The following is a 26529-nucleotide window of genomic DNA, read 5'->3' as shown; positions in this document are numbered from 1 at the left end:
CTCCACCCACCCAAACGGCTAACTCCTCCTAGCGTTTTTGAATTTGGAATTGCTGCTCTGTCTAGGAGGGACGCTCTATATCCCCTCTAGATAAAAACTTATCTCCAAAATCATTAGCGTCTGGTTATTTAAGGAAACAGAGTCGTTGTCACAGATTGCAAATGGCTTAACCCTCGCATCGCACCTTGAATTAGCCGAGTGGCAGCGATCGGCTTTTTGAGAAACTGTGCTGCTAGCGCCCAGGAGTCAAGCGAACCATCCGCTCGAAGAGCAGAATTTAAGTCAGGAATATCGTGATGATGGCTGTCACTCACGACCCGCAGCATTGCCACAGAAATACCTGCTTGGCGAAGAGACTCAATCACGATCGCCCCTTCCATATCAACGACATCTGCATGAAACTCTTGTCTTAGGCTGTGTTTTTCGGCGGCTGTACAGATGACGCGATCGGTTGTTAAAGCGGTGACTTGATTGATTGCCAGAATTTGTTCCAGACTGCGGGTTAGCTGCTCATCACAGAGATGTAGCGCATCCGATTTTTCCTGAAGACAGCTTTGGTAAAGAACAATATCTCCAACTTGATAGTGAGGGGATAAACTGCCACAAAGTCCCATGAGCAAAACCCGCGGCTGAGGAACATCGAACTGGTTTCGTTTGAGTTGTTCTAGCGATCGTCTCAAAGGCTGCCAACCTACTGACACCGGGAAAACAGGCGGCTTGTCGCCATTCAATCCTTGGCAAACGGCTTTATGCTCCGCGCCTTGAGGCACGATAATTGCATCAATCAGCGGGTTAGGCATAGTGGGCAAAAGTGCCGCATCGAAATCACGCATTGAGGCTGTTATTAACTCGAAAAACTATTAACTTGAAAAGCTATTAACTTGAAAAGTTATTAACTCGAAAAATTTGTTCGTACATTGTTTGGAATTGTATCAAGACGACGTCAGTTCTGCTTCGACTGTCTGAATTGACTGTTTCCCGATCTTGGCTAGACCCGTCAAAGTGTCAATTTATTTAGATTTCACTGAGATTGACAAAACTGGTGCAATTATTATTCAGGCTTTTTAGTCTTCAAAGCCGACTGATTTCAAGCTTTGGCTGTAGTCAGATGACTCGCTAACAGAGCAAATATTAAGCCATTCTGGAAAAGCATTGTAGCTCCTCTAAAAGGCTGATATGCTGCTCACCAGATTGACCTCAGAGCCTTCTAAACCATTGTTGAGTTCTTCTTGTGAACATCTGTTTTTTAATGTGGCTTTGGTCAGAAAATAGGAGATTCATAATCTTATGTGATGTTTTCTTCGGCATTTTTTAAGAATTTTCTGCGCTGCTGAGTGCAACAAACCCTGAGTAATCTGGCAGCCCCTGCCGCTGGAGTTCAAAAACGATCGCCTGTGCCCTACCGCTTTGCAGTGAAAGACACTCTGAGCATGTTGGGGGATTGGTAGCCTACTGTTTTGCCTGTCTACTAACAGTACACACTACTAACAGTACACACTACTAACAGTACACACTACTAACAGTACGCAAACCCACCGACCCATGGGTTGGGGGACGGCAACAGATCGGAGTTTTGGTGGGTGGTGTCCACCCTACAGAGCCATCTACCTCGTTTAAGTTACGCCTGTATTTACTGGAAATCTATTGGGAATATGAAAATTCAAACGGTTTTACTGTCTGCTGTCACCTCGTTTGCTGCCCTGGGTTTTGGGACTGTGGCTAAGGCCGACACGGTGCCTGCCCACTGCGACCTCTAAGGCCCCCGCGACGACTACGCCTACCTGTCGAGCAACTGTACCTTCTCTCAGCGGCAGGGGCATATCGGCATTCAGTTACAAACCAACGGCACGCGCTACGAGTTTGACCCGGCAGCCAACGCTGCTTCAGGCAACTTTAGGGATCAGCACGGTCAGGCAGTCTACCGCCAGAGCGGATTGGGCGACGCGGGCACCATTTTTGAATTTGTGGATGGCTCTCGCCTCTACGTTTACTGGGACAGCAGCACCTCCTATGGCACGGGGCCAGTGAGCCAAGGTCAGGGCGGTAGTCGCGTTGCCACGCTGGTTGCCCACGATCGCGGTTCTCAGATCAACCTGCGTAATGAAGCGACTAGCCGCTCTCGCGCCGTGGGCTACGGGCTGGCGGGCGACCAGGTCAACATTCTGGAGTGTGTACAAGACCGCGACACCGCTGGCAGCGACCTGAACTGGTGCAAGGTGCAGTTTTTAGGATCTGGGGCGATCGGTTGGGTGCGTAGCGACTTCATCATCTTCCCCACTGACGGTGCGCTGTAGTCGATCGAGCAGCTTCGATGGTTCGTAGGGTGGGCACCGCTTACTCATGATGCAGCTTACTCATGATGCAGCGGCTTGCCACCTTCACCCCTTATTCCGACATTCATTCCTTTGTGAGATTGACCATGAAACCTCAAGCTATTTTTCTGGCGACAGCTTTGCTTTTGGGCGCAACGGGGATTGGCCTGCCCGTTGCTGCTGCCCCTGCCCCAACGGCTCCGCTACTGCTGGCGCAGTCTAAAACGCCCCAGCGCACCTACATGACTCCCCAGCGCGACCCCAACCAAATTGCCGTAGACATCACCGATGGCGAATTTCGCGTCTACGGCATCATGCAGCGCAGCTATGGCAACTTCTATCTCCTGACTACCAGCGGCGTGCAGATCACCTACAACCGCGACACGGGCAACGTGCTGGTGGTCAATTCCGTCACGGGCACCGAGTTCTATAACTACACCTTCACCGAAGCAGGCAGAGCGGGAACCCCGGCGCGGAGTTCCAGTGCCCCCTCAGCAACGCCCCGCACCAACCTGTCGCAAATTGCCAACAACCAGATCGCTGCCTACATTACCGAGGGTGAGTTCGCCTTCGATGGCATGCTCTACCGCACCTCAGGCAATACCTTTGTGGGCGAAGATGGCCGTGTGCGGGTGATGTATGACCGGGGCGCTAGTCGCATTGTGATTATCAATGTGGTCACGGGCACAGAGTTCTACAACTATGTCTACAGCGCCACCAATGAAGGTGCGCTGTAGCGATCGCCCCTCTGAATGTAAAAAATTCCTTCCTCTCTAAGATCTTCCTCTCTGAGATCTTCCCATCTGAGAAGGGATACCGAGAGCGGGTCGGGTCGGGGCAACTCTGAAGCCTGCCTCGCTCTCCGCAAAGGGGATTTGCCTGACTCAGCTCTCAATGGCAAAGGAATTTTAGGAGGGAGATGCTTTTCAGCGCTCTCTTCAAACGACTTGACCGCGATCAAAACGCCTTTAAATCTGATGCCTACTCAGTTCAGACGATGCCTCACCATAGCACTAGCCTTTGCTATCGCCTTGGGCTGCAGTTTGGCGGTGAGCCAACCCAGTCAGGCTCAGTTTTCGCTGCCTGATGGTTTTGGTGTCAAAGGGTCAGTGGGGCCACCCCAAGGGGTCGTGCGCTACGGCAATCTGGAGGCGATCGCCGTCGAATCGCCCCTCAGCGCCACCACGCTGTTTACTATCGCCTCGCCCACGGTGTATGACCGATCGCCGGATGCGGTGGGCGATCGCCAGACCGTCGAACAGCGAGCCGAAGAGATTCAGGCCAAGCTGCTGCTGCTGCTAAAACGACCCATGAATGCTGAAACCTTGGTGTTTGAGGTGTCGCAGCTCAACAATGTCACCGTGGTGGATGTCCGGGATAACCAGTTTCCCCGCCCCTTGGTGCTGCTGTCGGTGACGGCGTTTGATGCCGACTTTAACGGCCAGCCCATTGACCAGCTAGCCGCTCAGTGGCGCAACATTCTAGAAGGCGAACTCCGCAATGGCTTAGCAAAACTGCCCGATGACCAGCGCCGGGTGAATCACATTTTGCTGGGGCTGCTGCTGCTGACCGTTGGGCTGGTGGCGCTCAAGTATGGGTTGTGGAGACGGCAAAAGCAACTGCGGCGGCAGAAGAAAGCGCTGCGGGCGGCGGTCTCTGAGGCAGCGGCACCCGCCGATCTGCCAAATGCACCCGTAGCCCAGGCACGTACTGCCTTTTTGCAGCGGCTTCCGCAGGTTTTTACCCTCGATCGCCAGCTTTCGGCGCTGGATTTTCTCCAGTGGCTTTTGTTTTGGCTGATGATTTCGGCCTGGTACATCGGCTTTGGCTGGGTCGCAGTCGTTTCGGCCTACCTGATTCGCAATCAGTTTAGTTATTTGAATGTGCCGCTGCGGCTGCTGCTGATCTGGTTTTTTGCTGGGCTGGCTATTCGCGTCAGCCGCCGCCTGATCGACATTGTTCTCAATCGGTGGAAACCCTTCGATCGCGTGGATTTTTTCGATTTTGGCGATGCCCAGCGCCGCCAGCTCCGTAGCTCGACGATCGCCGGGGCAGCCAAGGGACTGGTGACGATCGCGATCGCCCTCTCTAGCTTGCTCTCGGCGTTGGGAGCCTTGGGGCTACCCACGGCTTCTGTGGTGGCGATCGGCAGTTTGGCAGGTCTGGCCATTACCTTTGGCTCCCAAAACCTGATCAAAGACCTGGTGAATGGCTTCTTTATTTTGGCCGAAGATCAGTATGCGATCGGCGATGTCATTGACCTGGGAGCGGCCAAGGGGCTGGTGGAAAACCTCACCATGCGGGTCACACAGCTACGGAGCGGCAACGGCGAACTGGTGACGGTGCCCAATAGCAGCATCACCCAGGTCAAAAACCTGACCCGCAACTGGTCGCGAGTGGAATGGGCGATCGATGTTGCCTACCACACCGACCCTGACCAGGCGCTGGCGGTGCTTCGAGAGGTCGCCCAAACCCTCTACACCGATCCCAACTGGCGCGACAAAATATTGGCCGAGCCGACGGTGCTGGGCATCGACAATGTCTCCCACAGTGGACTGACCCTTACTACCTCGATTCAGACCAAGCCAGCAGAACAGTGGGCGGTGGGTCGGGAATTTCGGCTGCGGGTGCGGCGAGCCTTGGCAGAGCAAGACATCGAGATCGGCATTCCCCAAACCTACTCGCTGGGTTCGTCGGGGAAGTTGGGCGATCGCCCCGCACCTGAAGGAATTAACTCCGCGAACAAACCCTGCTAATGGCGCTAGCCCCAGTTCAAGCCCCAGTCCAAGCCATAAACCTGCGCCACCGTCAGATGTTCTCCTGCTCTCACTTTTTTCTACCCCTCCCTAAAACTCCACTATGACTCACCCCTTGACTCGGTTTATCGGACTTACTGCCCTGAGCGTTGCTGTCGCCACCGCCACGCCAGCTCTGGGCAGTGCCCCCACCAGCCCCGCCTGGGAACCCGCCGACTGCGGCACCTTTGGACTGATGCCCCTCGTATCAGCCCTGTCGGACTGCGGCTACGTGACGGTACCCGAACGCCACAGCCAGCCCGATGGGCCGACTATTCAGGTGGCGGTGGTCAGAACCCGTAGCATTGGTGACGCCCCCAGCCCAGACCCCTTGTTTATCGAGCAGGGCGGCCCCGGCGATACCACCATTGGCATCTTTGCCACCAAGGGGTTGCCCCTGCTGCCGATTTTGCCCAGGATTTTGCAAGGGCGGGACTTGGTGTTTGTCGAAGAGCGGGGGACTGAGCTGTCGCGCCCCTTCTTTGCCTGCCCTGAGCAAACCGACCACAACCTGGCTGTAGCCCGTGACGAAATCGCCCCGACCGATACCCAATGGATGGTGGCCTGTCGCGAACGCAGCCTGACGGAAGGCATTAACCCCAACGCCTTCAACACCATCGAAAATGCCGCCGATATCTATGCGGTGGCCGAAGCCCTGGGCTACGACCAGTTTAATTACTACGGGGTTTCCTACGGGACGCTGCTGGGACAGTACGTAATCGAACAAGCCGAATCGCACCAGGCGCAACTACGCAGTGTGATTCTAGATGGGGTGGTGACCACCGATGTTGACTTTAACCTAGCCAGTACTTACACCTTGAGCGGGGCACTGCGTAACCTGTTTGCCGCCTGCGCCGCCGATGCCCAGTGCAATGCAGCCTATCCCAACCTAGAAAGCACCTTCCTGGCGTTGCTCGATCGCCTGCACCAGAACCCCGTTCCCTTGACGCTGACCGCTCCCACCGCCGAGGTGGAAACCACGATTGATCGCGACGAATTTTTGTTGACCTTTGAGCCATACATTGCCAGGAGCGGCAACGCCCCCACGCTGCCCAAAAATATCTATCAAGCCGCAGCAGGCGACTTTAGCTGGCTGATGGAAGATCTGGTTGGCAGCCTGGAAGCATCAGGTGCAAAGGGCATGTATCACACCGTACTCTGCGCTCGGTCGAACTCAGTGCAGACGGAGGCTGCAACGCTGTTCCCTGCCCCCTATGAGCAGCTCATTCCAATAGGGCTGAGCGAGAGCGCCAGCGTCGATCGCTTCTGCGAGATTCTTCAGGTCGAGCCAGAGGCACCCTTTGCCTACGACAACACCAATATCCCCGTGCTGGTGCTGAACGGCAGCTACGACCCCGTCACCCCCCAAACCTATGGTGAGAAGGTGGCCAGAAATTTTGAAACGGCCTATGTGTACACCTTTCCGGGGGTTGGGCATGGGTCGTTCTTTGCCCCTGCCGATACGCCAGCAGGGCAATGTGTGGCGGCGATCGCCACCGATTTTCTCACCGATCCCCAGCAGACCCCCGATAGCCGTTGTCTGACCGAGGTGAAACCCATCTTTGTCTACGAGTAGACCCGTCTTACCCTTGACGTTCATCTAGCCCCTATGAAACTCCTTCGACGCATCTTACCGCTGGCTTTGGCGGCGATCGCCCTCACCCTAGCCACTCACGCCGCCGCCATCCCCCCGCCCCCCGAAGGCTCTGCCCGCGCCTACCCTACGGAGTTTCCTGTGTCAGAACCCGACTACACCAGCAAGCGCCTGCGCGACTTCAGCCCCTTTGAGCCAGCGCTGGCGAACCTCTCCGCTGAACGGCGCAGCGCATTAGATGCCCTGGTGCTGGAAGCGACGATTCCCCAATTGCAGCGGCTCATGGCCAGCGGCGACCTCACTGCCGAAGAACTGGTGGTCTACTACCTCGATCGCATCCAGCGCTACGACGTGAATCAGCTCAACTCGGTGATGGAGCTGAATCCAGACGCGCTAGACATTGCCCGCAACCTGGATGCTGAACGAGCCGAGGGCAACCTGTGGGGGGCGTTGCACGGCATCCCGGTGTTGGTCAAAGACAACATCACCACGGGCGACCAGATGCACACTACTGCCGGAGCCTACGCCCTGAAAGATTGGCGGGGCGATCGCGATGCCCAACTGGTCAAAAATCTGCGCAACGCTGGAGCCGTCATTCTCGGCAAGGCCAACCTGTCGGAATGGGCGAACTATGTAGACCCCGCCATGCCCAGCGGCTTTAGTGCATTGGGCGGCCAAACCCGCCATCCCTACGGCTCTTTTGACCCCCTCGGCTCTAGCTCCGGTTCGGCGGTGTCGGTGGCCGCAAACCTCGCTGCCGTCAGCGTCGGCAGCGAAACCCAGGGTTCCATCATCCGACCCGCCGCCACTAACGGCATCGCGGCTCTGAAACCCACCCACGGACTGGTCAGCGGCGACTACGTCATCCCCCTGGTGGACTGGATGGATGTGCCAGGGCCAATGGGTCGCACCGTTACAGATGTAGCCACTCTGCTCGGTGCCCTCACCCACACTGACGAAGGGGCAGAGGAAAATCCTGACCCTGCCGTGGCGGAGTTGCAAAGCGAAGACTTTACCCGGTTTCTCGACCTGGAGCGAGCCAAGCAGCGGCGGGTGGGCGTGGCCGTGATTCCGGAAAGGACGATCGCGCAGCTAGAAGCCTTTCTCGCCAACCCGCCCGATGACCTGTCAGCGGAAGTGCGGGCGGCCTTGCCCAATGCCATCAAACTATTGCAGGCGAACAATCAAGTGGCCAAAGCGGCGATCGCCGCCCTCACCCAGCAGGGCATTGCCGTCGTCGAGCTGGAGAACGACACCGTACCCCAAGCCCCGGATGCCAACGCCGCCCTGCCCCCCGGCTTCAAAGCCTCCCTCAATGCCTTTTTGCCCACCCTGCCCAACCCGCCCGTTACCGCCCTAATCGATGTGGTGTCCTTTAACTACGCCGATCCCGCCAACCGCATTCCCTACGGGCAAGACCATCTCTCCACCGCCCAGCGCAGCGATAGCCCCTCTGCCGCCTACACCAGCCTGCGCGAAACCCACCAAACCACCGCCCGCGCCGCCCTCGACCAGTTCTTTGCCGACACAGGCATTGACCTGCTGATCGCCAGCACCCAAGCCTACGCCGCCGCTGGCTACCCCGCCCTCACCGTCCCCATCGGCTACGCCGAGACGGGCGAACCTCTGGGCGCTTACCTAATTGGCAAAGCCCTCAGCGAACCCGATCTGCTGGCCGTGGGCTATGCGATCGAGCAAGCCACCCAAGTCCGCCAGCCCCCCGATCTGGACAAGACCCTAGCCACCTTCACCAACCTCCACCACGCCGTACCCAGCCCCCAATAACCCGCCCCCAATTCTAAAACTCAAAACTCCTCACCCCTCCCCACCCACCCCACCACCCCATCACCCCATCACCCCACCACCCCCATGAAACCCATCCACCGCACCCTCCCCCTCCTCACCCTCGCCGCCGCCCTCGCCACCCAGATCCCCGCGATCGCCCAAACCCCGCGCTACCCCCTTACCGTCATCCCCTGCCCCACGGTGCTGCCCCCTAACGAAGTGGAAGGCGAAACCATCACCTGCGGCTTGTTCACCGTGCCCGAAAACTACGCTGAACCCAACGGTCGCCAAATCGACCTCACCTACGCCGTGCTGCACAGCCGCAGCCTCTCCCCTGCCCCCGACCCGATCATGGATCTGCGCGGTGGGCCGGGAGGCAGCACCCTGGCATCGAGTGCGTTGGAAACGCGGGCGAAAATCTATGAACCCCAGCGCCAAACCCGCGACATCATTGTGCTGGATCAGCGGGGTACCCAATTCTCCAATCGGCTGGGCTGTGCCCCGGTGGTGCTGGTCACCACCAAGGTGCTTTTAGATCCCGATAGCCAGTACGCGGGCACTCTCGATCCGCTGCGAGAGCAAATGCGATCGCGATTTCCCAATGCCGAGGACGACGCACTTGAAGCCTATGCCGCCTTCGATCTCTGTGCCCGCATTTTAGAAAACCAGGGCAACGACCTCAGCAACTACAACACCCCCAATAGCGCCCAGGATGTGGTGAACCTGACCGCCGCCCTGGGCTACGGCCCGATCAACCTCTACGGCATTTCCTACGGCACCTACCTGGCCCAGCGGATTATGGCCAACCACCCCGATCGGGTGCGCAGCGCGGTACTCGACTCCACCGTGCCCGTGCAGGCCAACAAGTATGAAGCGATTGTCCGCGACATAGAGGTCAGCTTCCTCAACCTGGTGGAAGACTGCGAGGCCGATGCCGCCTGCGGTGCTGGTTACCCCAACCTCAGCGATCGCACCGTCGCTCTGCTCAACCAGCTAGACCAAGCTCCCCTCCCCCTGGCCGAACCCATCACCCCCCTGAGGCCACTAACCACCCCCATCGATCGCGTCTCCGCCGCCGAGTTTGTCACGCTGATTACACTGATGAACAACTACCCCGGCCAGATAGCCCCCTACATGCCGCTAATTGTCCAAGAGCTGGAGCAGGGCATCACCACCACCTTTGCCGGGGTGATTACCGGGGCGCTGTTCAGCACCGCAGCCAACCCACCAACCTTTGAAGCTTCGCCAGAGGCCTACCGCCTGCAAGCGCGCGATTTCGAGGCCAAGGCGGAGGATGTGTTGCGGGCTAGGGCAGCCGCCGCCGAAACCAGCCGCCCCGCCAGCCGCTGGGTACAGCAAATCCGAGCCGTTGCTGACACTCTGCCCGAATCAGAGGGGGTGCTGCTGTTGATCAACTTCTTTGGGGTGGGCTATACCGAGACGCCCCGCAACCGGGAGACCCTGCTTGCCTTTGTGGCAGAAGAATTGGAGGGCGACACCGCCGCCACCCTCACTGCCGCCGTCCAGGCCATGTCTGAGGTCGAAGTGCGCCACGTGTACGATGTGGTGTCGGCTCTCACCGACTCCTTCTCCCCGGTCGATGCCGACATCACTACGGGCATGTTTCGCAGTTTAGACTGCCGCGAACTGGTGCCCTTTAGCGACCCGGCCCAAACCCAAACCCACTACGAAACCATGCTGATGCCTCAGCTCGGTGCAGGTCGGGTAAATGCCGCCCAGCAAGCCTACAACCTCTGTTCCTTCTGGCCCGTAGAGGCGGCCCCGGCGGGTGAACACGCCCCGATCAACAGCAGCATCCCCACCCTGGTGCTGCAAGGCCGCTACGACGTGCAAACCAACACCGAAATGGGCGTCGGGGTGATGGAGGGGCTGCGCAACGGCACCTTTGTGGAGCTTTCCAGCACGGGTCACGGGGCGATCGTATCCTCCCAATGCGCCAAAGATATTGGCGTGGCGTTCGTGAACGATCCCGATCGCACCCTCGATACGAGCTGCACCGCCGACCTGTTCCCAGAGTTTGTGCTGCCCCCCACTGAGTAAATCGGTGGTGCGCCGCGTCACCCGTGGCGCACCCAACGTCTTGCCGACCCTAAACTTAGTGTTGATAGCTCGATCAGATGATCGAGTCATCCCAGAGATCATCGGCGTTTACCATAGGCAGGGTAAACGCCGATGATCTACCGCAGCAGGCAAACCGATCGCAACAAACATTAACCTCAGCTCGGTTGATCCCCTAACTCCCTAAAATGAAAGGAACCTGATCCCGAAACTAAGAATTCTTTATGTCCGTAACCGTTGCCGATATCATGACTGCCGATCCGATCGTCGTGCAGCCTGAAACGCCCCTTAGTCAAGCCATTCAAATCTTGGCAGAGCGCCGCATTAGCGGGTTGCCCGTTGTCGATCAAAGCGGCAAGCTGGTTGGAGTCATCTCCGAAACCGATTTGATGTGGCAAGAGACGGGCGTTAGATCACCCGCATTTATCACGATTCTGGATAGCGTGATTTTTCTAGAAAACCCTGCCAAACATGAAGAGGAGCTACATAAGGCATTGGGGCAGACCGTGGGCGAAGTCATGACCAAAAAAGGCATCATCACTATTGCCGCCGATCGCTCCCTTCAAGAAGCGGCTCAGTTAATGCGCGATCGCAATGTTCGTCGGCTTCCAGTTGTTGATGCGGCAGACCAGGTGGTGGGCATCGTGACGCGAGGAGACATCATTCGTCATATGGCAGCAAATCTGTAGGTCAATTCACCCTAAGCCCGCAAAGTCATAGCAGCTTAAAGTTTTTAATCCCTTTGAAAAATCGAGATTTATGATATGAGCGTTAATCCTGAGTCCGTGCAAGAGCTTTTGAGTTCAGAAGATTTTGGCAAACGGCTGAGCGGAGTCAATCAGCTCCGACAGCTTGACCCGGCGATCGCTTTCGAGATGATTCAGCAGTCTGTGAATGACGGCAACGTGCGGGTGCGCTATGCGGCAGTCAGCCAACTCTCCAGCCTAGGATTGCAAAACCCGACTCTGGCGCTAGAAATCTTGCGCCGCTGCTTGCTAGAAGACCCCGAAGCCGACGTGCAGGCAGCCGCCGCTGACTCAATCGGCGCACTCAAACTTACCGACGCCTATGAAGACTTAGAGCAGCTCTATCACAAAACTCCAGAATGGCTGGTGCAGTTCAGTATTATTGCGGCATTGGGCGAATTGGGCGATCGCCGCGCCTTTACTTTACTCAATAGCGCCCTCACCTCCAGCGTCGAGCTAGTACGGACGGCGGCGATCGGCTCTTTAGGAGAATTGGAGGACGATCGCGCAGTTCCCCTGCTGCTAGAGTTTGTTGCCGACCCTGATTGGCAGGTTCGCTACCGAGTCACGCAAGCCCTGAGCCACTTCAAGAGTCCTGAAATTCGCGCGGCACTGGAAACCCTGAGCCACGATGAAATGCCGCCCGTAGCCCAGGAAGCTAAGGCGTATCTAAATGTGTGAATAGCCTGACTTCACAAATACTTTCTACTTCTGAGCTAAAACGTAAAGCTTGAGTGAAGTGAACCTCTGAGGGCATAGCAATCTACGTGATTTCCGGGTAAATTAAGTGACATGGAACACAAACCCAAGCGGATTTACTGAAGTCAGAGGAGATTTTAAGCCATTGCGTTAGGGGCAGCGTTTCATATCTACAAGTTTTAGCGGGAGTCTTTCCCCTTCGAGCTTTGCAAAGCCCGAAGGGGAATTTTTTAGGGGAGATGATTTTTGAGAGGGAGCGCGGAACGCCCCACCCAAAATGTCCCCGTCCTAACCGCCTTGGCGGCTGCCACAAATCATCAATGCTCTAAAAAATTTAGCGAATGGAATGAGACAACCGCTGTAAGAACGTCCGACAGCCCATCGAAGAATCAAACAAATGCAGATCAAAATGTTCAGATAGATCCTCACACACCTTGACCCCCCGGACGCTGTTGCCGCGACTGTCCAAAAGCGGTGAGAAGATGGCGATACCGATCTGGTCAGGCACTACCACGATAATGCCGCCCGAAACGCCACTCTTGGCAGGCAGCCCGATCTTATAAGCCCACTCTCCCGCAAAATTGTACATGCCGCAGGTGTACATGACGCTGAGAATATCGCGAATGTAGTTAGGCGCAACAGCGCGATCTCCAGTGATGGGGTTCACGCCGCGATTGGCAAGCGTTGCCGCCATTACCGCCAGGTCGCGGCAGTTCACCATAATCGAGCATTGCTGAAAGTAAAGATCGAGCGCTTCCTCAATCCGGGCATCAATCATGCCGAAGTTGTACATCAGGTACGCCATGGCGCGGTTGCGATTACCTGTTGTTCTCTCGCTAGTGAAGGTTGAAATATCCACAAAAATATCGTGCCCGATGTAGCGCCGAAACATATCCAACATGCGGTTAAGGCGATCGGTTGGGCTAGTTCCTTTGATCAGGCTAGTGGTGGCGATCGCCCCTGCATTCACCATTGGGTTATAGGGACGCTTTGACTGCTCATCTAGGACAATGGAATTAAAGGCATCCCCGGTTGGCTCTACTCCGACACGGGTTAAAAAGTAATCGCGCCCATGGTCTTCTAACGCCAGCCCCTGCACAAATACCTTAGAAATGGACTGAATCGTAAAGAGCTGCTCGGCATCGCCCGTGGTAAAAACCTGTCCGTCCACAGTCGCCACACAAATGCTAAACCAGTCAGGGTTTGCTTTCGCCAACTCTGGAATGTAATCGGCAACTTTCCCGATCGTCAGAGATTGGTGCTGACGATGCAAATCTTCTAGATAGGCCTGAAATTCTGCTGCATCGTTCTCAAAAATGGAGTCGTGGATTGAAGGGGAATCTTGGGTCGCCATCCCGTTATTTTAGCGGCTCTGCTGCAACTGGCTACGATGAATCACAGCTAGGGTGAATATAGCCCGTTTTGCCACTTAGAGCGATCGCCCATCTTTAAGCCACAGCTACTCTCCAGCAGCTTACCCATAGCCCCATCCACATTTGGACTTTACCCAAAAAACAAAATTGGAGAGCGGCTGCCCTCCAACGCTAAAGACTCTCTAAGCCTTTAATCTCTCAAGACTTATAAGCTGGTATCTTCTACTGCACTGACTGCTGAGGCAGGTAGGCGATCGGATTGACCGCACCCGCATTTTTCGGATGCACCTCAAAATGCAGGTGAGGCCCTGTGCTGTATCCCGTACTGCCCATCTCGGCGATCTGCTCACCCTGCTGCACACGCTGACCCTCACGAACCATACTTCTGTTCAGGTGAGCATAGCGAGTAAAGCTACCATCTGGATGAACAACTTCCACCATATTGCCGTAGCCACCAGAGTTCCAGTCAGAATACTGCACTACACCACTGGCAGCAGCATAGATTGGAGTACCTGTATCGGCAGCGATGTCAATTCCCGCGTGCATTCTACCCCAACGCCAGCCGTAGCCAGAGGTGAGTAGACCTCGCGTTGGCCAGATGTAGCCGTTAGAACGCGATCCTTCAGGCAGAAAAGCTTCCGCACCAGGGAGAGGCGGTAGCTCTGGCGAAACGGTGCGACCTGTCACAGGTTGACGCAGCGGTGCATAGCTCTCTGAACTGATGGAAGCTGCTGCCACAAGGTCAGGCTCAGCGGCAGCCAAGGGAGCGACAGGTGATGGAACAGAGGAGGGTAAAGCAGCAGACTGCGGAGCAACCGTGTCGATAGACTCACTACGTGCTGTCACCATGACAGGCTGCTGCGCAGGTCTTGTAGCAATGCCACCTTGATGCTTTGCCCGCAAAGCTCTTACCTCTGCCAAGAGGTTCTCAACATACCGAGGAGCCGCCTGAATAGCATCCGGCGAACCCAAAACTTCGCGCTGCACTGCCGAACCAGGTTCAGCAGATTGGACGGCAGGAGTGGCAGCGCGAGGGGCGATCGCCACAGCCTGGGGTTTAACTGCAACTGGCTGAACAGGAGCTGTTGGCACATTAGGAAGCCGCAGAACTTGACCCACGAAAATTACATTCGGGTCAGACAAGCGGTTAGCATCGACCAAGGCAGACAGTGGCACATTGTGCGCCTTGGCAATTCGCGCCACAGTGTCGCCCAGACCTACCCGGTAGTCTTGCGTCTGTGGTGCAACCGCAACTTGCTGCACGGAGGGCTGAACGACAGAAGGTTGAGCTGTAGCAGACGGCACCTCAGCCGCATTTGCTGGTTGGATAGCATCGGAGGCGATCGACTGAGGAGCAGGCACGTTCAACGAGTCGCTCACTCGAATCCAGTCTGGATCAGACAAATTATTCGTCGCCGCCAAAATGCGCTCAGAAACACCGTGCGCTCTGGCAATTGCCGCGACAGTATCTCCAGGCTGAACCCGATACTCTTCAGTTTTTTCAGATACCTGGGAAGCCAATGCGATCGGAACTTCTACTTCGCTAGTCGCAGCCGCCGAACCTTTCACATCCTCAGACCGCAACTCCGCCAGACTATCTTTTAACTTGTCTCTCTGTTCTCGCAGACGAGTCAAAGCATCTGGTCTGACTGGCGCTTGGCTCAGATCAGCAGAAGCAACTAGCTCCGGTGAAGATGCTTTCAATGCTCCATCAGCACGATTCACAGGAATCTTAAGCACTTGCCCTGGCTTAAGTAGTGCATCAGCAGCTAAAAGATTGGTAGCGCTAATGTCTTGAACATTGACTCGATAGCTGCGGGCAATCTGAGAAAGCGTTTGCCCTTCTCGCACCACATGTTCAACAGTGACTGTTGAGGGAAGAACTACAATCGAACCTGGTTCAGAAACGGGCAGGGCTGCAATTTGCGAAAGCGATTGCGCTGTAACTTCCGTACCTTTGGGTTCGGCTGCATTTGCCCCATCATCTCGATGAGGCAGAACCAGACTAGATGCTCCCACTGATAGAGCTAGACCGAACATGGCAGCAGAGGTGCGTGCCCGACGGCTGACTCCCGCAGAAATCTGTTCGGGTTGCTCTGCCGTTTCACGGGGGGAGCAAGAAACAGGCTTGACCTTCCGCAGAAATTCTCGCTTCAAGAATGACCTCCTAATGAGCAGCGTTTAACTATTCCCAACCGATCTAATCTATGAATCTCTATGACGGGAATCACATAGAGCAGCGATCGAGATCACAGACGTTGCCGTATGACTAGGTAACATTACCTTTGCTCTTTTTGACTTAAACAAGCTTACACCAGTTAATGAAAAATTCAAGACTTGCTTATTTAGGCAGGTTGAATCTTTTAAAACATTGATCTGGGATTGCGCCTGAGCAGAACAGTAATCTGGGTTTATTAATCTTCAAGGGCACAGTGTACACCACTTAATTAATGTCCGGCATCTGATGATACCAACATGAATAGAGTTGAGAATCAGCGTATCAAGGCATTTTGCAACTGCTAATCCTGATTCCTAGAACCTTTAGCCGCAAGCAGTTCTAGCGGCTAAAAAGGGCTGATATTCAAGATTTCAGGGGGTGAAAAACCCGTCTGGAAGGCAATTTTTTATTTCCTATCAATCACGGCTTGATAGCCATAGAAGACGGTTGATTCTACGGTTGACGATGTTACTTAAGGCTGTATTGGCTACATAGAATTCAAGAATCCCGATCGCTGAGGAAGCCTTGAAGTAGAGCGGGATTACGCGCTAGTACCGCCCTTTCAGCGCCAGTGATTTCACGCAAGCTTCGATAGAAATTTCTTATGGTATTTCAGTAGATTTTGTAGTGCAGATGACTGAAGCGCTTTTACACCCCTACAACCGTCTAACTTAAATATCTTGTTTTAAAGAATTACCCAACAGTTTGTTCGGTCTTGATTGAGTAATTCTAGAAAGCATTCGCGAATGCATATATATAGATATAGAAGTCGGCAGATTTCTCCGAACAAAGTTTTAGTGATTAAAAATAAACTATTCGACTCAATTTCTTGTGGCTACAGCAGCGCGATCGCCTTTTACGGAAATCTAGAATTTTTTTTGAGATGATGATGCTCTGTGTTTTAGAAAACCTAGCTTAATTCTAGAAAACCCAGCTGACGACGCGCTTCAAATAAGCCGATCGCTACGCTAACCGAGAGATTGAGGCTGCGAACGCCCGTCTGAGCCATAGGAATCCGGACTACGGCATCGCAATCGGCTAAAACATCGGGTGGCAGCCCGGTCGTTTCACAACCAAACAGTAGCCAATCGGTATTTTGATAGTCAAACTTTGTATAGCTATATGTTCCTGAAGTGCTAAATCCAACTTGGCGACCTGCCTGCTGCTGCTGGTAAGCCTGAAAATCGGCTAGGGTCGGGTGATAGCGCAGATCGACATACTGCCAGTAGTCCAAACCCGCCCTTTTTAGATAGCGATCGCTAATCTCGAATCCTAGAGGCCCAACCAAATGGAGAGCGGTTCCTGTTGCAGCGCAGGTTCGGGCGATATTTCCTGTATTCGGAGGGATTTGAGGATTAACTAAAACAATCTGCGGCATAGGATAGGTCGATTTAATCTGATTATGAATAATAGACAAAATATTGACGCTGATTGGGTTTCAGACATCAATCTACAGAGTCTCTGGGTAATTATGCTTGAGAAAGCCGGATAAATTGAGGAGAAATTTGTCCGAGCTAGCGCTGAAACTTAGCTAATATGAAGTTTCCATGAAGGAATTGAGCGATCGCCTGATATTTTCTATTGAGCCACACTGATAGCTATCCTGACGCGTTAAAGATAGCTGTCGCCAGTTTACTCAAGACATTTAAGGTGGGGCGCGAAGCGCCCCACCTTAAATGTCCCCGTCCTAACCGCCAAGGCGGTTGCCATATTCCTAATACAATTCCCCCGTGCCTCTCATCAAAGCACAGGGGATATAGGGAATATATAGAGAGAGCCTCAAGTTTTTTTGACTAATAATTGTCTAGGGGTGCGTCTGCATGGCCGCGGCTAATCTGCTGTGGCTGTCAAAGATTCTGCGGTAGAAGCAACGCCATCGATCGCCAAATCCGCTTCCAGCTCTGTTTCGATCCGCAGACGATCGCAGGGAATGGTATCAGCCAAAATAGCGGTTGCCATCATGCCGCAGTGAATCTCTACCTGAGCCTGAGGCAACGCTTCAAAAACTAGGCGCTGACCTGGAAAAACCACCCGTTCAAAGTACCAGTTAGGAATATTGGTGATGCGAGCAATCTGAATCTTGCTAGTCGCATTGACATAGCAGCAAAGAACCAGGTCACTTGAAGAGTCGCTTGGCAGAGGATCAAAGACTTGGGACATAACGATGCAGGAGCCTTAGCTTTGTGAGCTTGTTATATCTAGACCCTAGCATTCCCCGATCCCCAGTAGTTGTAAAAGCGACTACCAACGTTCGGCTTCAATTTTGAACTCATCAGAGCAAAATGAATAGATTTTTACGTGCCGACTTCTCAATCTGTATTGCAATCCCTAGTTTGTGCAGCCCGCTAAAGAATCTTTCATGCAGGTCAAGAAACTCAGTGGTATCGTGAAGTTATATGAATCTAAATTTCATAATTCTCTAAATACACGGCAGTAGGTTTTCAAGTTCAACTAGCATCAAAATCTGGCTAACGGGCAGACCGCTGCGATCGTTAGCGCTCTCCAGCTTCTCTATCCACAAACTTGTCCTATGAGCTTGCAAGCCAATCAGAGTCAATTGAGTCGTCTATCCAGAATTGACCCACTGGAAAAAACCTCGCTGGGAAATGTCTCGTTGGGAAAGGCAGGCGATCGCATTCTCTACGTTCGCTTGCCTTGCAACCCCATTTTCCCGATCGGGGTCGTTTATTTGGCGGATCATGTCCACAAGCTATTTCCGGCGATTGAGCAGCAGATTCTCGATCTGGGCACAGTTCCGCCGTTAGATTTTAATGCGGCGCTCGATCGCTCCATCGATCAGTTTCGCCCGACGCTGCTAGTGTTTTCCTGGCGAGATATTCAAATTTATGCGCCTGTGGGTGGACGAGGCGGCAACCCGCTACAAAACGCCTTTGAGCTTTTCTATGCCCGCGATCCGCTGCTGAAGCTGCGCGGCGCACTGGGCGGCTTGCGGATGGCAATATCTTATTACGACGAGCTATGGCGAAATTTGGGCTTAATTCGTCGAGGTCTAAAGCGCGCCCGACGCTATCGTCCAGAGGCTCGACTCATTGTAGGCGGCGGCGCGGTTAGCGTCTTCTATGAGCAGATGGGTAAAATTTTACCCAAAGGATCGATCGTCTCAGTCGGCGAGGGCGAAACGCTGCTGGAGAAGCTGCTGCGCGGCGAGGATGTTTCGGGTGAGCGCTGCTATGTGGTAGGTGAAGATCAGCCCCGCGATCGCCTCATCCATGAGCAGCCCACGCCCCTAGAAAAATCGGCTTGCAACTATGACTACATTGCCCAAATCTGGTCAGATTTTGAGTATTACTTGCAGGGGGGTGACTTTTATATAGGGGTACAAACCAAGCGCGGCTGTCCCCACAACTGCTGCTACTGCGTCTACACGGTGGTAGAGGGCAAGCAAGTTCGCATTAATCCGGCAGAGGAAGTCGTTAAGGAGATGCAGCAGCTCTACGATCGCGGCATGAGAAACTTCTGGTTTACTGATGCTCAGTTCATCCCGGCACGGCGGTTCATGGAGGATGCGATCGAGCTGCTGAAGAAAATTCTAGAGACAGGCATGAATGATATCCACTGGGCGGCTTACATCCGGGCAGACAATCTGACTCCAGAGCTGTGCGACCTGATGGTGAAAACAGGCATGAACTACTTTGAGATCGGCATTACCAGCGGATCGCAGGAGCTGATTCGCAAGATGCGCATGGGCTACAACTTGCGAACCGTCTTGCAAAACTGTCGCGATTTGAAGGCGGCGGGATTCAACGATATAGTGTCTGTCAACTACTCGTTTAATGTCATCGACGAAACCTTTACTACCATTCGCCAGACGATCGCCTACCACCGAGAGCTAGAGAGGATTTTTGGAGCCGACAAGGTGGAACCCGCCATTTTCTTCATCGGCTTGCAGCCCCACACGCACTTAGAAGACTATGCGTTTGGCAAGAAAATCATTAAGCCGGGATACAATCCCATGAGCGTCATGCCCTGGACGGCGAAAAAGCTGCTGTGGAATCCGGAGCCGCTCGGCTCTTTCTTTGGCGAGGTTTGTCTGCAAGCCTGGGAGCAAAACCCCAACGATTTTGGGCGCGAGGTGATGCGAATCCTGGAGCAAAAACTGGGCGTAGCTCCGCTGGAAGAGGCTCTGAGTGCGCCCGTTTCACCTAAAGCCCTAGTTTCAGTCTAGAACCTGTTTTCGCTGTACCTGCTTTAACGAATCTCTTTTAATTCCCTTTTACTCCCTAACGTTCCATGCTAGAAGGCTCTATTCTCGACAAGCTGCGATCGGCCCACCTGACCCATCATCCTGATAAACCGCCTCTGAATTTTGGGGTGTATTACAAAAATACGCTGGTGGCTCTCTGTCATGCCCTGGAAGACGCGATTCTGGATGCAGACTATTCGCCGCTGATGATTACCGCCTTTCAGCGGGGCAAATGGTATCTAGAAGAAGCCGATCGCTATGGCGAAATTGCGGGGCGATCGCGTCAGATCGTGATTTTGGCGGCACCAGACGGCGGCTTTGGCGATCACCCGACCAGCCAGCGATCGAATGTGGCGTTGGTGAGTTTGGAAGAAGCTGATCCGGTGGCACAGGAATGGCACTTGGTCATCTTATCGCCCAACTACACGGCAATGGTGCTGTGTCAGGAGCTATCTGAAGCCGACTATGGAGTTGCGGGTTTTCCAACAGAAGATTTGGAGCGGAAATTTTACGGACTCTGGACGTTTGAACCTGCCCTAGTTTTAGAAACAGTTGAGCTGTTGGTGGAGCATGTAGGGCGCTACAATCCGGCTTTGCAGCAGCGCTTAAAAACTCAGGTCGAGGAGATGGCGCCTCTGGTTCAAGGCGCGTTTTGCAGTGTCCCGACCGTCGAACATATGGGAGACATCGTCTCTCGTGTGGTGGATTATTTGCAAACCCGTGAGACGACTTCGCCGCTGGCGCAGCTCTTGCCCACTTCCTCACTGGACAACAACCTGACCTCAAACGAACTGCAAGCTTTTCTGCGAGTAGCACAGCTCATCGATCAGACGGATATTAGCAACCCCATGGTGGCGGCAGAGGTGGCGGCATTGTCTGAGGCAATGGGGCAGTTGCTGGATTTACCTTCCTGGCAACTCCATCGGTTGCGGCTAGCAGGTTTGCTGCATCGTATCGCGCTCCTACAGTCCTACGATCGCGTTTTGAGTTCTGTCACTTCGGTCAGCGACTCGGCAGAATCGCCCGACCAAGCTCCCTACTGTCCTCTCGTTCCTGGCATTCAGGTTTTGCGTCGGATGCAGCGGCTGAGCGCGATCGCCACCATTCTCACCCACCAGTCGGAATGGTGGAACGGTGCGGGGCTGCCCGCCAGATTAGCCGGAGATGGCATCCCGATCGAGTCTCGAATTTTGGGGCTGGTGGCAGAATTTCAGCGGCGAGTGGTCGAGCATCGCGACCTGCCCCTAGAGGAAGCTTTGGTGGCAGCGCTGGCGGACTGCCAGGTGCAGCAGGGCGATCGCTGGGATCCCAAGCTAGTGGAGGCTCTGGGCTTGCTGGTAACAGCGCTTCAGCAGGGGTTAAGTTTGCCAGTTGCCATGCCCAAAATTGCTTCGGGTCTGTGGCTGCTGGATTCCTACTCTCAGGAAAATATCCAGATTGCGTATGGCGGCAATTCAATCACAAGCACAGTAGAGAAAACCCATGGACATTGAGGCAATTCGAGCGGGTAGACTCAAGCATCTAGCAGGAGCCAATCTGGAAGACGAAGATCTCTCGCAGTGCAATCTCAGCCGCGTCAATTTAGCGGGTGCCATGCTAAACGGCGCGATGTTGAATGGCGCAAATTTGAACGGTGCAAATTTGGATGGCTCCAGTCTGCTAGGCTGTCAGCTGCGGCAGGCTGACCTGCGCGCCAATTTCTTGGGAGCAACTCTGATGCAGGCAGATTTGCGGGAATCGGATCTGCGAGGCGCAAATTTGCGGGGGGCGAACTTGATGCAGTCTCGGCTGGCTCACACGACGCTGGCAGGGGCATTTTTGAGTGGTGCAAATTTGATGGGCGTAAACTTGCAGCGGGTGGATCTGCGGGGGGCTGATTTGCGGGGGGCAAATCTGAATGGCGCCAATTTGGCGGGGGCAAATCTGGCGCAAGCCGATCTCCAAGGGGCAATTTTGAGTGAAGCTAATTTAGAAGAGGCGGACTTGCGAGGAGCAAATCTAGCAGGGGCAAATCTGACGGGGGCAAATCTTTTGTGCGCTGAGCTAGAAGGGGCGATCGTCACTGGTGCAAACTGTGTCGGGGCTTGCCTAAAGGGGACGCTGCTGGAGTAGCTTTTCTTTAACCTGCTCGATCGAGGGATGAATTAGCTGACCTGACGCACCTATGAAGACAATGGGGAAATCGTGAGGGTTGATTCTGAAATAATCAGCTGTGAAGCAAGCAAGCTTATTTATCTTCCCTTTAGCGAAGGGCAATGGCGCTTGAGCCTGGGATTAAAAGTACTGCATTTAGAAGATTGGATACAAATTGATGAAGAGTTTGTACCCTATTTGCAGCGTAAGGCGGAGCTACGGACAGAATGCCCCAGTGACGTGTTTGCCAGTATCCCAGGAAGTGAGGCAGCCCAACAGGAGGTGCTGGATTTACTGCTGGAACATTTAACTCAGCATTTTCCAACCTACTTTCAGCGAGTAGCAGGAACCGTGATTAATCGACTGACCCAAGAAACCTGGCATCCGACAGATTTCGTCGGCGCACCTCTTGACTTGGCGGGGCGATTGGTGCAAGAAGATCTATGTCTAATGCTGTCCGGTGAGGACGGCTATATTTTAGGCGCAGCTTCCCTGAGTTTTCCATCCCACTGGCGACTCCATGACAAGTTGGGGCGATCGCTCACCCCTATTCATGAGCCAGTTCCTGGGTATTCCCCAAAACTACAGCATCCAGTCAGCGTTTATTTCGATCGCCTTCGACCTGAAAATCCCGGCTATCGGATGAATTGGAGTATCACTAACACTCCAGAATTGTTTTTAGGAAATCATATCCATCGAATCGACCCTGCTGGAGTGACAGCCGACACAGCCGGAGAGAATCTGTGGATTCGAGTAGAACGACAAACCCTGCGGCGACTTCCTAGAACTCAGGCAATCTTGTTTACAATTCGCACGTATGTTTATCCTCTATCGCTGCTCAAACAACACCCTACTGCCGCTGTGGGTCTGAATGCGACGCTCGACCAGATTCCTCCTAATATGCAGATTTATAAAAGCCTAGCGCCTATTCGAGATGTGCTGAAGGAGTATTTGGAAGGACTACAGGACAAGACCCATTGAAGGCATCAGTAGAGGGCGATCGACTGCAATAGAATAGAGGAGGGTATGTCTTGTACTCTCTTCTATTCTGTTCAAGGGATCATGCTCGAAGCCATTCAATTTCAACTCTACAAGCTGGGGCATTTTGCTGATGCGCTAGTCGCCACACAGCTTACCCATCTCACCCCTGCCAGTGTGGGCATTATCTTTTTGGCAGGGTTGCTGACCAGCCTTACCCCCTGTATGCTCTCCATGCTGCCGATCACGATCGGCTATATCGGCGGCTATGAGGCAAAAACTCGGCTCCAGGCAGCGGCGCAGTCCACCTGGTTTTCGCTAGGACTAGCGACAACTTTGGCGGCATTGGGAATTCTGGCAGCGATCGCAGGAAAAATCTACGGTCAGGTGGGCATTGGTTTGCCCATTGTGGTGAGTGCGATCGCCATCCTCATGGGGCTAAATCTCCTGGATGCCCTGCCCCTGAGACTGCCAAGCTGGGGCGGCATGGACTGGATCTCCAAAGATTTACCGGAGGGAGTGCGATCGTATTTGATTGGGCTAACGTTTGGTTTGGTTGCGTCGCCATGCAGCACGCCCGTTTTGGCAACGCTGCTGGCATGGACATCCACGACCCAAGATCCCATCCTGGGCGGAGTGCTGCTGATTTCCTACACGGCGGGCTATGTGGCTCCGCTGATCTTGGCAGGAACTTTTACCGCTTCCATTAAAAAATTGCTGGAGCTACGGCGCTGGTCTAGCTGGATCACCCCCGCTAGCGGTGCGCTGCTGGTGGGTTTCGGCGTGTTTACCCTGCTGATTCGCCTGTTTCCCTCTGGCGCTGTTTAGGTACGATAATTTCTAGACTATGGATGTAGATAGATGTAGATGTCGCCAGTTTGCTTAGGACATTTTGGGTGGGGCGCTGCGCGCCCCACCCAAAATGTCCCCGCCCTAACCGCCCTAGCGGTTGCTACAAAACCTGTACGAGTTGTCTGAATTCATGACCTTTAAGCCTGTCTCCGAGCCATCGTTTAGCCTCTCTCGATCGCTTCAGTACTACTTCAAACGAGAGCTAGTGCCCCTGCTGGCGGATTTGCGCCTAGCTATCTTTCTGCTGCTGGCGATCGCGGTTTTCAGCATCTCAGGCACGGTGATTGAACAAGGACAGACTCAGGAGTTTTATCAGACCAACTATCCCGAAAATCCGGCTCTGTTTGGATTCTTGACCTGGAAAGTAGTCCTGACCATTGGGCTAGATCATGTCTATCGCACCTGGTGGTTTTTGGCGATTCTGATCCTGTTTGGAGCAAGTCTCACGACCTGCACCTTTAAGCGACAGCTCACGGCTCTGCGCTGGTTTTCGCGCACCTGGAATTTCTACAGCCAGCCGCGTCAATTTCAAAAAATGGCGCTGAGCGCAGAATTGCCCCAAGGCTCGCTGGATGCTCTGATTCCTCTCTTGCAAAAGCGCCGCTACAGGATTTTCCAGGAAGGTGATAAGCTGTACGCCCACAAAGGTCTAGTGGGGCGAATTGGGCCGATCGTCGTTCATGCGGCAATGCTGATTACATTGGTGGGAGCGATCGTCGGCTCCATGACAGGCTTTTTTGCTCAGGAGATGGTTCCCAGCGGCGAAACCTTTCAGATTCGCAATATTTTCGATGCAGGGCCATTTGCCGCTTCGCAAATTCCCAAAGACTGGTCGGTGAAGGTGAATCGCTTCTGGATTGACTACACGCCTAAGGGTACGATCGATCAGTTCTATTCCGATCTGTCGGTGCTGGATCAGGCAGGGGAAGAGGTTGACCGCCAGACGATTCATGTCAACAAGCCGTTACGCCACAAGGGTGTGACGCTGTACCAAGCAGATTGGGCGATCGCTGCCGTTCGGTTTCGCATCAACAATAGCCCTACTCTAGAGCTGCCCATGGCGGAGCTGAAGACAGGCGGCGGTCGGCTCTGGGGCACCTGGGTACCCACCAAACCCGATCTGAGCGACGGCATTTCGGTGGTTGCCAAAGATCTGCAAGGGATTTTGCTGATCTACGACAAAGCGGGTAAGCTGGTTTCCACCGTGCGGCAGGGTATGTCTACCGAGGTAAATGGGGTGACGTTGGCGATCGCGGAAGTGGTCGGCAGTACGGGCTTGCAAATCAAAGCCGATCCCGGTATTCCGCTGGTCTATGGCGGCTTTGGGCTAATGATGCTGGGGGTGTTGATGAGCTATGTTTCCCACTCGCAGATTTGGGCATTGCAAACCTCGGAGGGCTTCTATATCGGCGGCAAAACCAATCGCGCCCAGGTCACTTTTGAGCGCGAAATGATTGCCCTGCTGGATCAATTTACAGATGCGCCGGGTGGTGTGCCAATAATTAACTGACGGGTGGATGGGTGAATGGGTGAATGGGTAGATGGGTGAATGGGTAGATGGGAAACTCTCATCCACTCATCCACTCATCCACTCATCTACTCGCCAACTCTTACTTGACTCATCACTATGCCTCAAGCGGTCTCATCGACTAGCGGATCGTAGGGCACCACGTTCTCCTGCTCATTCGCGTCATTTCGAGCCACGATCGCTTCCGCTGCTTCGGTGTCACTGAGGTTATGGGGCTGATGCGGTACGCCTGCCGGGATGAAGAGAAAATCCCCGGCGGTGTGGATGATCGATCGCCGTAGTCCTTTGCCGTAGCGCGTTTCTACCCGACCCTTGAGAATATAAATTGCTGTCTCATAGTCTCTATGAAAATGCGGTTCTGCCGAGGCTCCCGGCGGAATCACCACAAGATTCATCGAAATTCCAGTTGTGCCTGCCGTCGTGCCTGAGATGCCAAAGAAGTAGGGCAATTTCTGGCGCGTCATCACTTCTTGAGTCGGATGAACAGTCACAATTTCGCCATCTTGCGCTAGTTCGATATTTTCAACAACATCCATATATCACCGTACCGTTCTGATTAATAAACCCCCGATCGCATGCATGGCATCATAGCCAATCCGTTCCGCCCAAAATCTCTGCATCACTCAACTTTGGATAAAGCGTGAGTATTTTTGAACTTTCTACCAGTATATTTCCTTTATCTGCCCTAATGAAAAGCTATGTAGCTTCTCTTCTAACAGCTTCAGCTATACCTAAATGTGTTACGGCTACACAATAGAATGGCTCTGGGCGCGTGTTTTAATGAACGCAACGTCTTCTAAAAATTCTGTCCACCATGGCTCAGCAGCAATCTTAGGATAGTGCTGCTCAACAAAGGGAGTAACCACTGTGAAATAGCGGCTCATCAGCCGATCGAATGCTTCAGGGCTAATCTCGATCCCACTAAAAGATGCTCTGAAGTAATAGCCAATTCGGACTCCCTCAAACGGTTCTTCCTCTGGTTTAAGATAACGACCAAAGTCACACTCAGCCATATCGTGACCAAATCCAAATCGGTCACGAGTTCCCTTTGCGCAAACATCTAAATCATCTGGACTAACGAATTCTAAGAGGCTTCTGATATGTAATGATTTACCTTCCGCATCAACTTCAACATAACTGCTGCGCAAATTAGGCGAAGCAGGACTGATTGTAATAGCATCGACAATTGAATCGGGAATGGATGATATGAGCGGTTTCTGCGGCAGCACATTT

Annotated in this window: 21 protein-coding genes; 14 read left to right on the top strand and 7 right to left on the bottom strand. The window is 53.8% G+C overall.

What is annotated here, in order from left to right; all coding sequences use genetic code 11:
* Positions 1 to 128 precede the first annotated feature (128 nt).
* Entirely contained in the window at positions 129 to 833 is a 705-nt protein-coding gene (locus AC5JMP_RS20610; protein WP_495853360.1) for a 5'-methylthioadenosine/S-adenosylhomocysteine nucleosidase family protein, read from the bottom strand.
* Between the two features lie 1101 nt (positions 834 to 1934).
* Between AC5JMP_RS20610 and AC5JMP_RS20605 the strand changes: the two genes are divergently transcribed.
* The 8 genes from AC5JMP_RS20605 (at position 1935) to nblB (ending at position 11992) form a co-directional block, all read left to right on the top strand.
* Entirely contained in the window at positions 1935 to 2294 is a 360-nt protein-coding gene (locus AC5JMP_RS20605; protein WP_495853359.1) for an SH3 domain-containing protein, read from the top strand.
* A gap of 125 nt (positions 2295 to 2419) precedes the next feature.
* Positions 2420 to 3049: a hypothetical protein gene (locus tag AC5JMP_RS20600; RefSeq protein WP_495853358.1), complete on the top strand. Its 630-nt coding sequence runs from the start codon at positions 2420 to 2422 to the stop codon at positions 3047 to 3049.
* A gap of 240 nt (positions 3050 to 3289) precedes the next feature.
* Entirely contained in the window at positions 3290 to 5068 is a 1779-nt protein-coding gene (locus AC5JMP_RS20595) for a mechanosensitive ion channel family protein (protein ID WP_495853357.1), read from the top strand.
* Positions 5069 to 5171: 103 nt separating this feature from the next.
* On the top strand, positions 5172 to 6683 hold the full coding sequence (locus AC5JMP_RS20590) for an alpha/beta hydrolase (protein ID WP_495853356.1): 1512 nt from the start codon (positions 5172 to 5174) through the stop codon (positions 6681 to 6683).
* A gap of 33 nt (positions 6684 to 6716) precedes the next feature.
* Complete coding sequence (locus tag AC5JMP_RS20585) at positions 6717 to 8486, top strand: amidase family protein (RefSeq protein WP_495853355.1); 1770 nt, start codon at positions 6717 to 6719, stop codon at positions 8484 to 8486.
* A gap of 84 nt (positions 8487 to 8570) precedes the next feature.
* The gene (locus tag AC5JMP_RS20580; protein WP_495853354.1) at positions 8571 to 10547 is read left to right on the top strand and encodes an alpha/beta hydrolase; all 1977 of its coding nucleotides are present in this window, start codon (positions 8571 to 8573) and stop codon (positions 10545 to 10547) included.
* Between the two features lie 242 nt (positions 10548 to 10789).
* Positions 10790 to 11254, top strand: coding sequence for a CBS domain-containing protein (locus AC5JMP_RS20575; RefSeq protein ID WP_495853353.1), 465 nt, complete (start codon positions 10790 to 10792; stop codon positions 11252 to 11254).
* 75 nt (positions 11255 to 11329) lie between these two features.
* Positions 11330 to 11992, top strand: a complete 663-nt coding sequence (gene nblB, locus AC5JMP_RS20570; protein WP_495853352.1) for a phycobilisome degradation protein NblB — start codon at positions 11330 to 11332, stop codon at positions 11990 to 11992.
* A 352-nt stretch (positions 11993 to 12344) separates the two neighbouring features.
* Here nblB and glsA read toward each other — a convergent pair whose 3' ends face one another.
* The 4 genes from glsA to AC5JMP_RS20550 form a co-directional block, all read right to left on the bottom strand.
* The gene (gene glsA, locus AC5JMP_RS20565) at positions 12345 to 13364 is read right to left on the bottom strand and encodes a glutaminase A (RefSeq protein ID WP_495853351.1); all 1020 of its coding nucleotides are present in this window, start codon (positions 13362 to 13364) and stop codon (positions 12345 to 12347) included.
* A 241-nt stretch (positions 13365 to 13605) separates the two neighbouring features.
* A complete protein-coding gene (locus tag AC5JMP_RS20560) occupies positions 13606 to 15540 on the bottom strand; it encodes a LysM peptidoglycan-binding domain-containing protein (protein WP_495853350.1) in 1935 nt (644 codons plus the stop codon).
* Positions 15541 to 16511: 971 nt separating this feature from the next.
* On the bottom strand, positions 16512 to 16979 hold the full coding sequence (locus AC5JMP_RS20555; protein WP_495853369.1) for a tRNA (cytidine(34)-2'-O)-methyltransferase: 468 nt from the start codon (positions 16977 to 16979) through the stop codon (positions 16512 to 16514).
* A gap of 452 nt (positions 16980 to 17431) precedes the next feature.
* On the bottom strand, positions 17432 to 17761 hold the full coding sequence (locus tag AC5JMP_RS20550) for a DUF1830 domain-containing protein (RefSeq protein WP_495853349.1): 330 nt from the start codon (positions 17759 to 17761) through the stop codon (positions 17432 to 17434).
* 370 nt (positions 17762 to 18131) lie between these two features.
* On the opposite strand from AC5JMP_RS20550, the gene AC5JMP_RS20545 reads away from it, so the two are divergent.
* The 6 genes from AC5JMP_RS20545 to AC5JMP_RS20520 all read left to right on the top strand — a co-directional run bounded on the left by AC5JMP_RS20545 (position 18132) and on the right by AC5JMP_RS20520 (position 25278).
* A complete protein-coding gene (locus tag AC5JMP_RS20545) occupies positions 18132 to 19787 on the top strand; it encodes a photosystem II high light acclimation radical SAM protein (RefSeq protein WP_495853348.1) in 1656 nt (551 codons plus the stop codon).
* A 65-nt stretch (positions 19788 to 19852) separates the two neighbouring features.
* Positions 19853 to 21298, top strand: coding sequence for a DICT sensory domain-containing protein (locus AC5JMP_RS20540; protein ID WP_495853347.1), 1446 nt, complete (start codon positions 19853 to 19855; stop codon positions 21296 to 21298).
* Positions 21288 to 21917 carry a pentapeptide repeat-containing protein gene (locus AC5JMP_RS20535; RefSeq protein WP_495853346.1) on the top strand — a complete coding sequence of 210 codons (630 nt, stop codon included), beginning with the start codon at positions 21288 to 21290 and terminating at the stop codon, positions 21915 to 21917. Before AC5JMP_RS20540 ends, AC5JMP_RS20535 begins: the two co-directional genes overlap by 11 nt.
* 150 nt (positions 21918 to 22067) lie before the next feature.
* A complete protein-coding gene (locus AC5JMP_RS20530) occupies positions 22068 to 22919 on the top strand; it encodes a heme-dependent oxidative N-demethylase family protein (protein ID WP_495853345.1) in 852 nt (283 codons plus the stop codon).
* An 81-nt stretch (positions 22920 to 23000) separates the two neighbouring features.
* Positions 23001 to 23744, top strand: a complete 744-nt coding sequence (locus tag AC5JMP_RS20525) for a cytochrome c biogenesis protein CcdA (RefSeq protein ID WP_495853368.1) — start codon at positions 23001 to 23003, stop codon at positions 23742 to 23744.
* A gap of 154 nt (positions 23745 to 23898) precedes the next feature.
* Positions 23899 to 25278, top strand: coding sequence for a cytochrome c biogenesis protein (locus AC5JMP_RS20520; RefSeq protein ID WP_495853344.1), 1380 nt, complete (start codon positions 23899 to 23901; stop codon positions 25276 to 25278).
* A gap of 122 nt (positions 25279 to 25400) precedes the next feature.
* On the opposite strand, the gene AC5JMP_RS20515 is transcribed toward AC5JMP_RS20520, so the two are convergent.
* Both AC5JMP_RS20515 and AC5JMP_RS20510 read right to left on the bottom strand, forming a co-directional pair.
* Positions 25401 to 25832, bottom strand: a complete 432-nt coding sequence (locus tag AC5JMP_RS20515) for a cupin domain-containing protein (RefSeq protein WP_495853343.1) — start codon at positions 25830 to 25832, stop codon at positions 25401 to 25403.
* A 210-nt stretch (positions 25833 to 26042) separates the two neighbouring features.
* Positions 26043 to 26525, bottom strand: a complete 483-nt coding sequence (locus tag AC5JMP_RS20510; protein WP_495853342.1) for a hypothetical protein — start codon at positions 26523 to 26525, stop codon at positions 26043 to 26045.
* Positions 26526 to 26529 lie beyond the last annotated feature (4 nt).

It is taken from the genome of Drouetiella sp. (assembly GCF_059504425.1).
This window is presented reverse-complemented; position numbering and strand designations above follow the sequence as displayed.

What these genes read in the sequence shown, in the direction of transcription:
- AC5JMP_RS20610 (WP_495853360.1), bottom strand. Translation starts at nt 833, where the DNA reads ATGCGTGATTTCGATGCGGCACTTTTGCCCACTATGCCTAACCCGCTG.
- AC5JMP_RS20600 (WP_495853358.1), top strand. Translation starts at nt 2,420, where the DNA reads ATGAAACCTCAAGCTATTTTTCTGGCGACAGCTTTGCTTTTGGGCGCA.
- AC5JMP_RS20595 (WP_495853357.1), top strand. Translation starts at nt 3,290, where the DNA reads ATGCCTACTCAGTTCAGACGATGCCTCACCATAGCACTAGCCTTTGCT.
- AC5JMP_RS20590 (WP_495853356.1), top strand. Translation starts at nt 5,172, where the DNA reads ATGACTCACCCCTTGACTCGGTTTATCGGACTTACTGCCCTGAGCGTT.
- AC5JMP_RS20585 (WP_495853355.1), top strand. Translation starts at nt 6,717, where the DNA reads ATGAAACTCCTTCGACGCATCTTACCGCTGGCTTTGGCGGCGATCGCC.
- AC5JMP_RS20580 (WP_495853354.1), top strand. Translation starts at nt 8,571, where the DNA reads ATGAAACCCATCCACCGCACCCTCCCCCTCCTCACCCTCGCCGCCGCC.
- AC5JMP_RS20575 (WP_495853353.1), top strand. Translation starts at nt 10,790, where the DNA reads ATGTCCGTAACCGTTGCCGATATCATGACTGCCGATCCGATCGTCGTG.
- nblB (WP_495853352.1), top strand. Translation starts at nt 11,330, where the DNA reads ATGAGCGTTAATCCTGAGTCCGTGCAAGAGCTTTTGAGTTCAGAAGAT.
- glsA (WP_495853351.1), bottom strand. Translation starts at nt 13,364, where the DNA reads ATGGCGACCCAAGATTCCCCTTCAATCCACGACTCCATTTTTGAGAAC.
- AC5JMP_RS20555 (WP_495853369.1), bottom strand. Translation starts at nt 16,979, where the DNA reads ATGCCGCAGATTGTTTTAGTTAATCCTCAAATCCCTCCGAATACAGGA.
- AC5JMP_RS20550 (WP_495853349.1), bottom strand. Translation starts at nt 17,761, where the DNA reads ATGTCCCAAGTCTTTGATCCTCTGCCAAGCGACTCTTCAAGTGACCTG.
- AC5JMP_RS20545 (WP_495853348.1), top strand. Translation starts at nt 18,132, where the DNA reads ATGAGCTTGCAAGCCAATCAGAGTCAATTGAGTCGTCTATCCAGAATT.
- AC5JMP_RS20540 (WP_495853347.1), top strand. Translation starts at nt 19,853, where the DNA reads ATGCTAGAAGGCTCTATTCTCGACAAGCTGCGATCGGCCCACCTGACC.
- AC5JMP_RS20535 (WP_495853346.1), top strand. Translation starts at nt 21,288, where the DNA reads ATGGACATTGAGGCAATTCGAGCGGGTAGACTCAAGCATCTAGCAGGA.
- AC5JMP_RS20525 (WP_495853368.1), top strand. Translation starts at nt 23,001, where the DNA reads ATGCTCGAAGCCATTCAATTTCAACTCTACAAGCTGGGGCATTTTGCT.
- AC5JMP_RS20520 (WP_495853344.1), top strand. Translation starts at nt 23,899, where the DNA reads ATGACCTTTAAGCCTGTCTCCGAGCCATCGTTTAGCCTCTCTCGATCG.
- AC5JMP_RS20515 (WP_495853343.1), bottom strand. Translation starts at nt 25,832, where the DNA reads ATGGATGTTGTTGAAAATATCGAACTAGCGCAAGATGGCGAAATTGTG.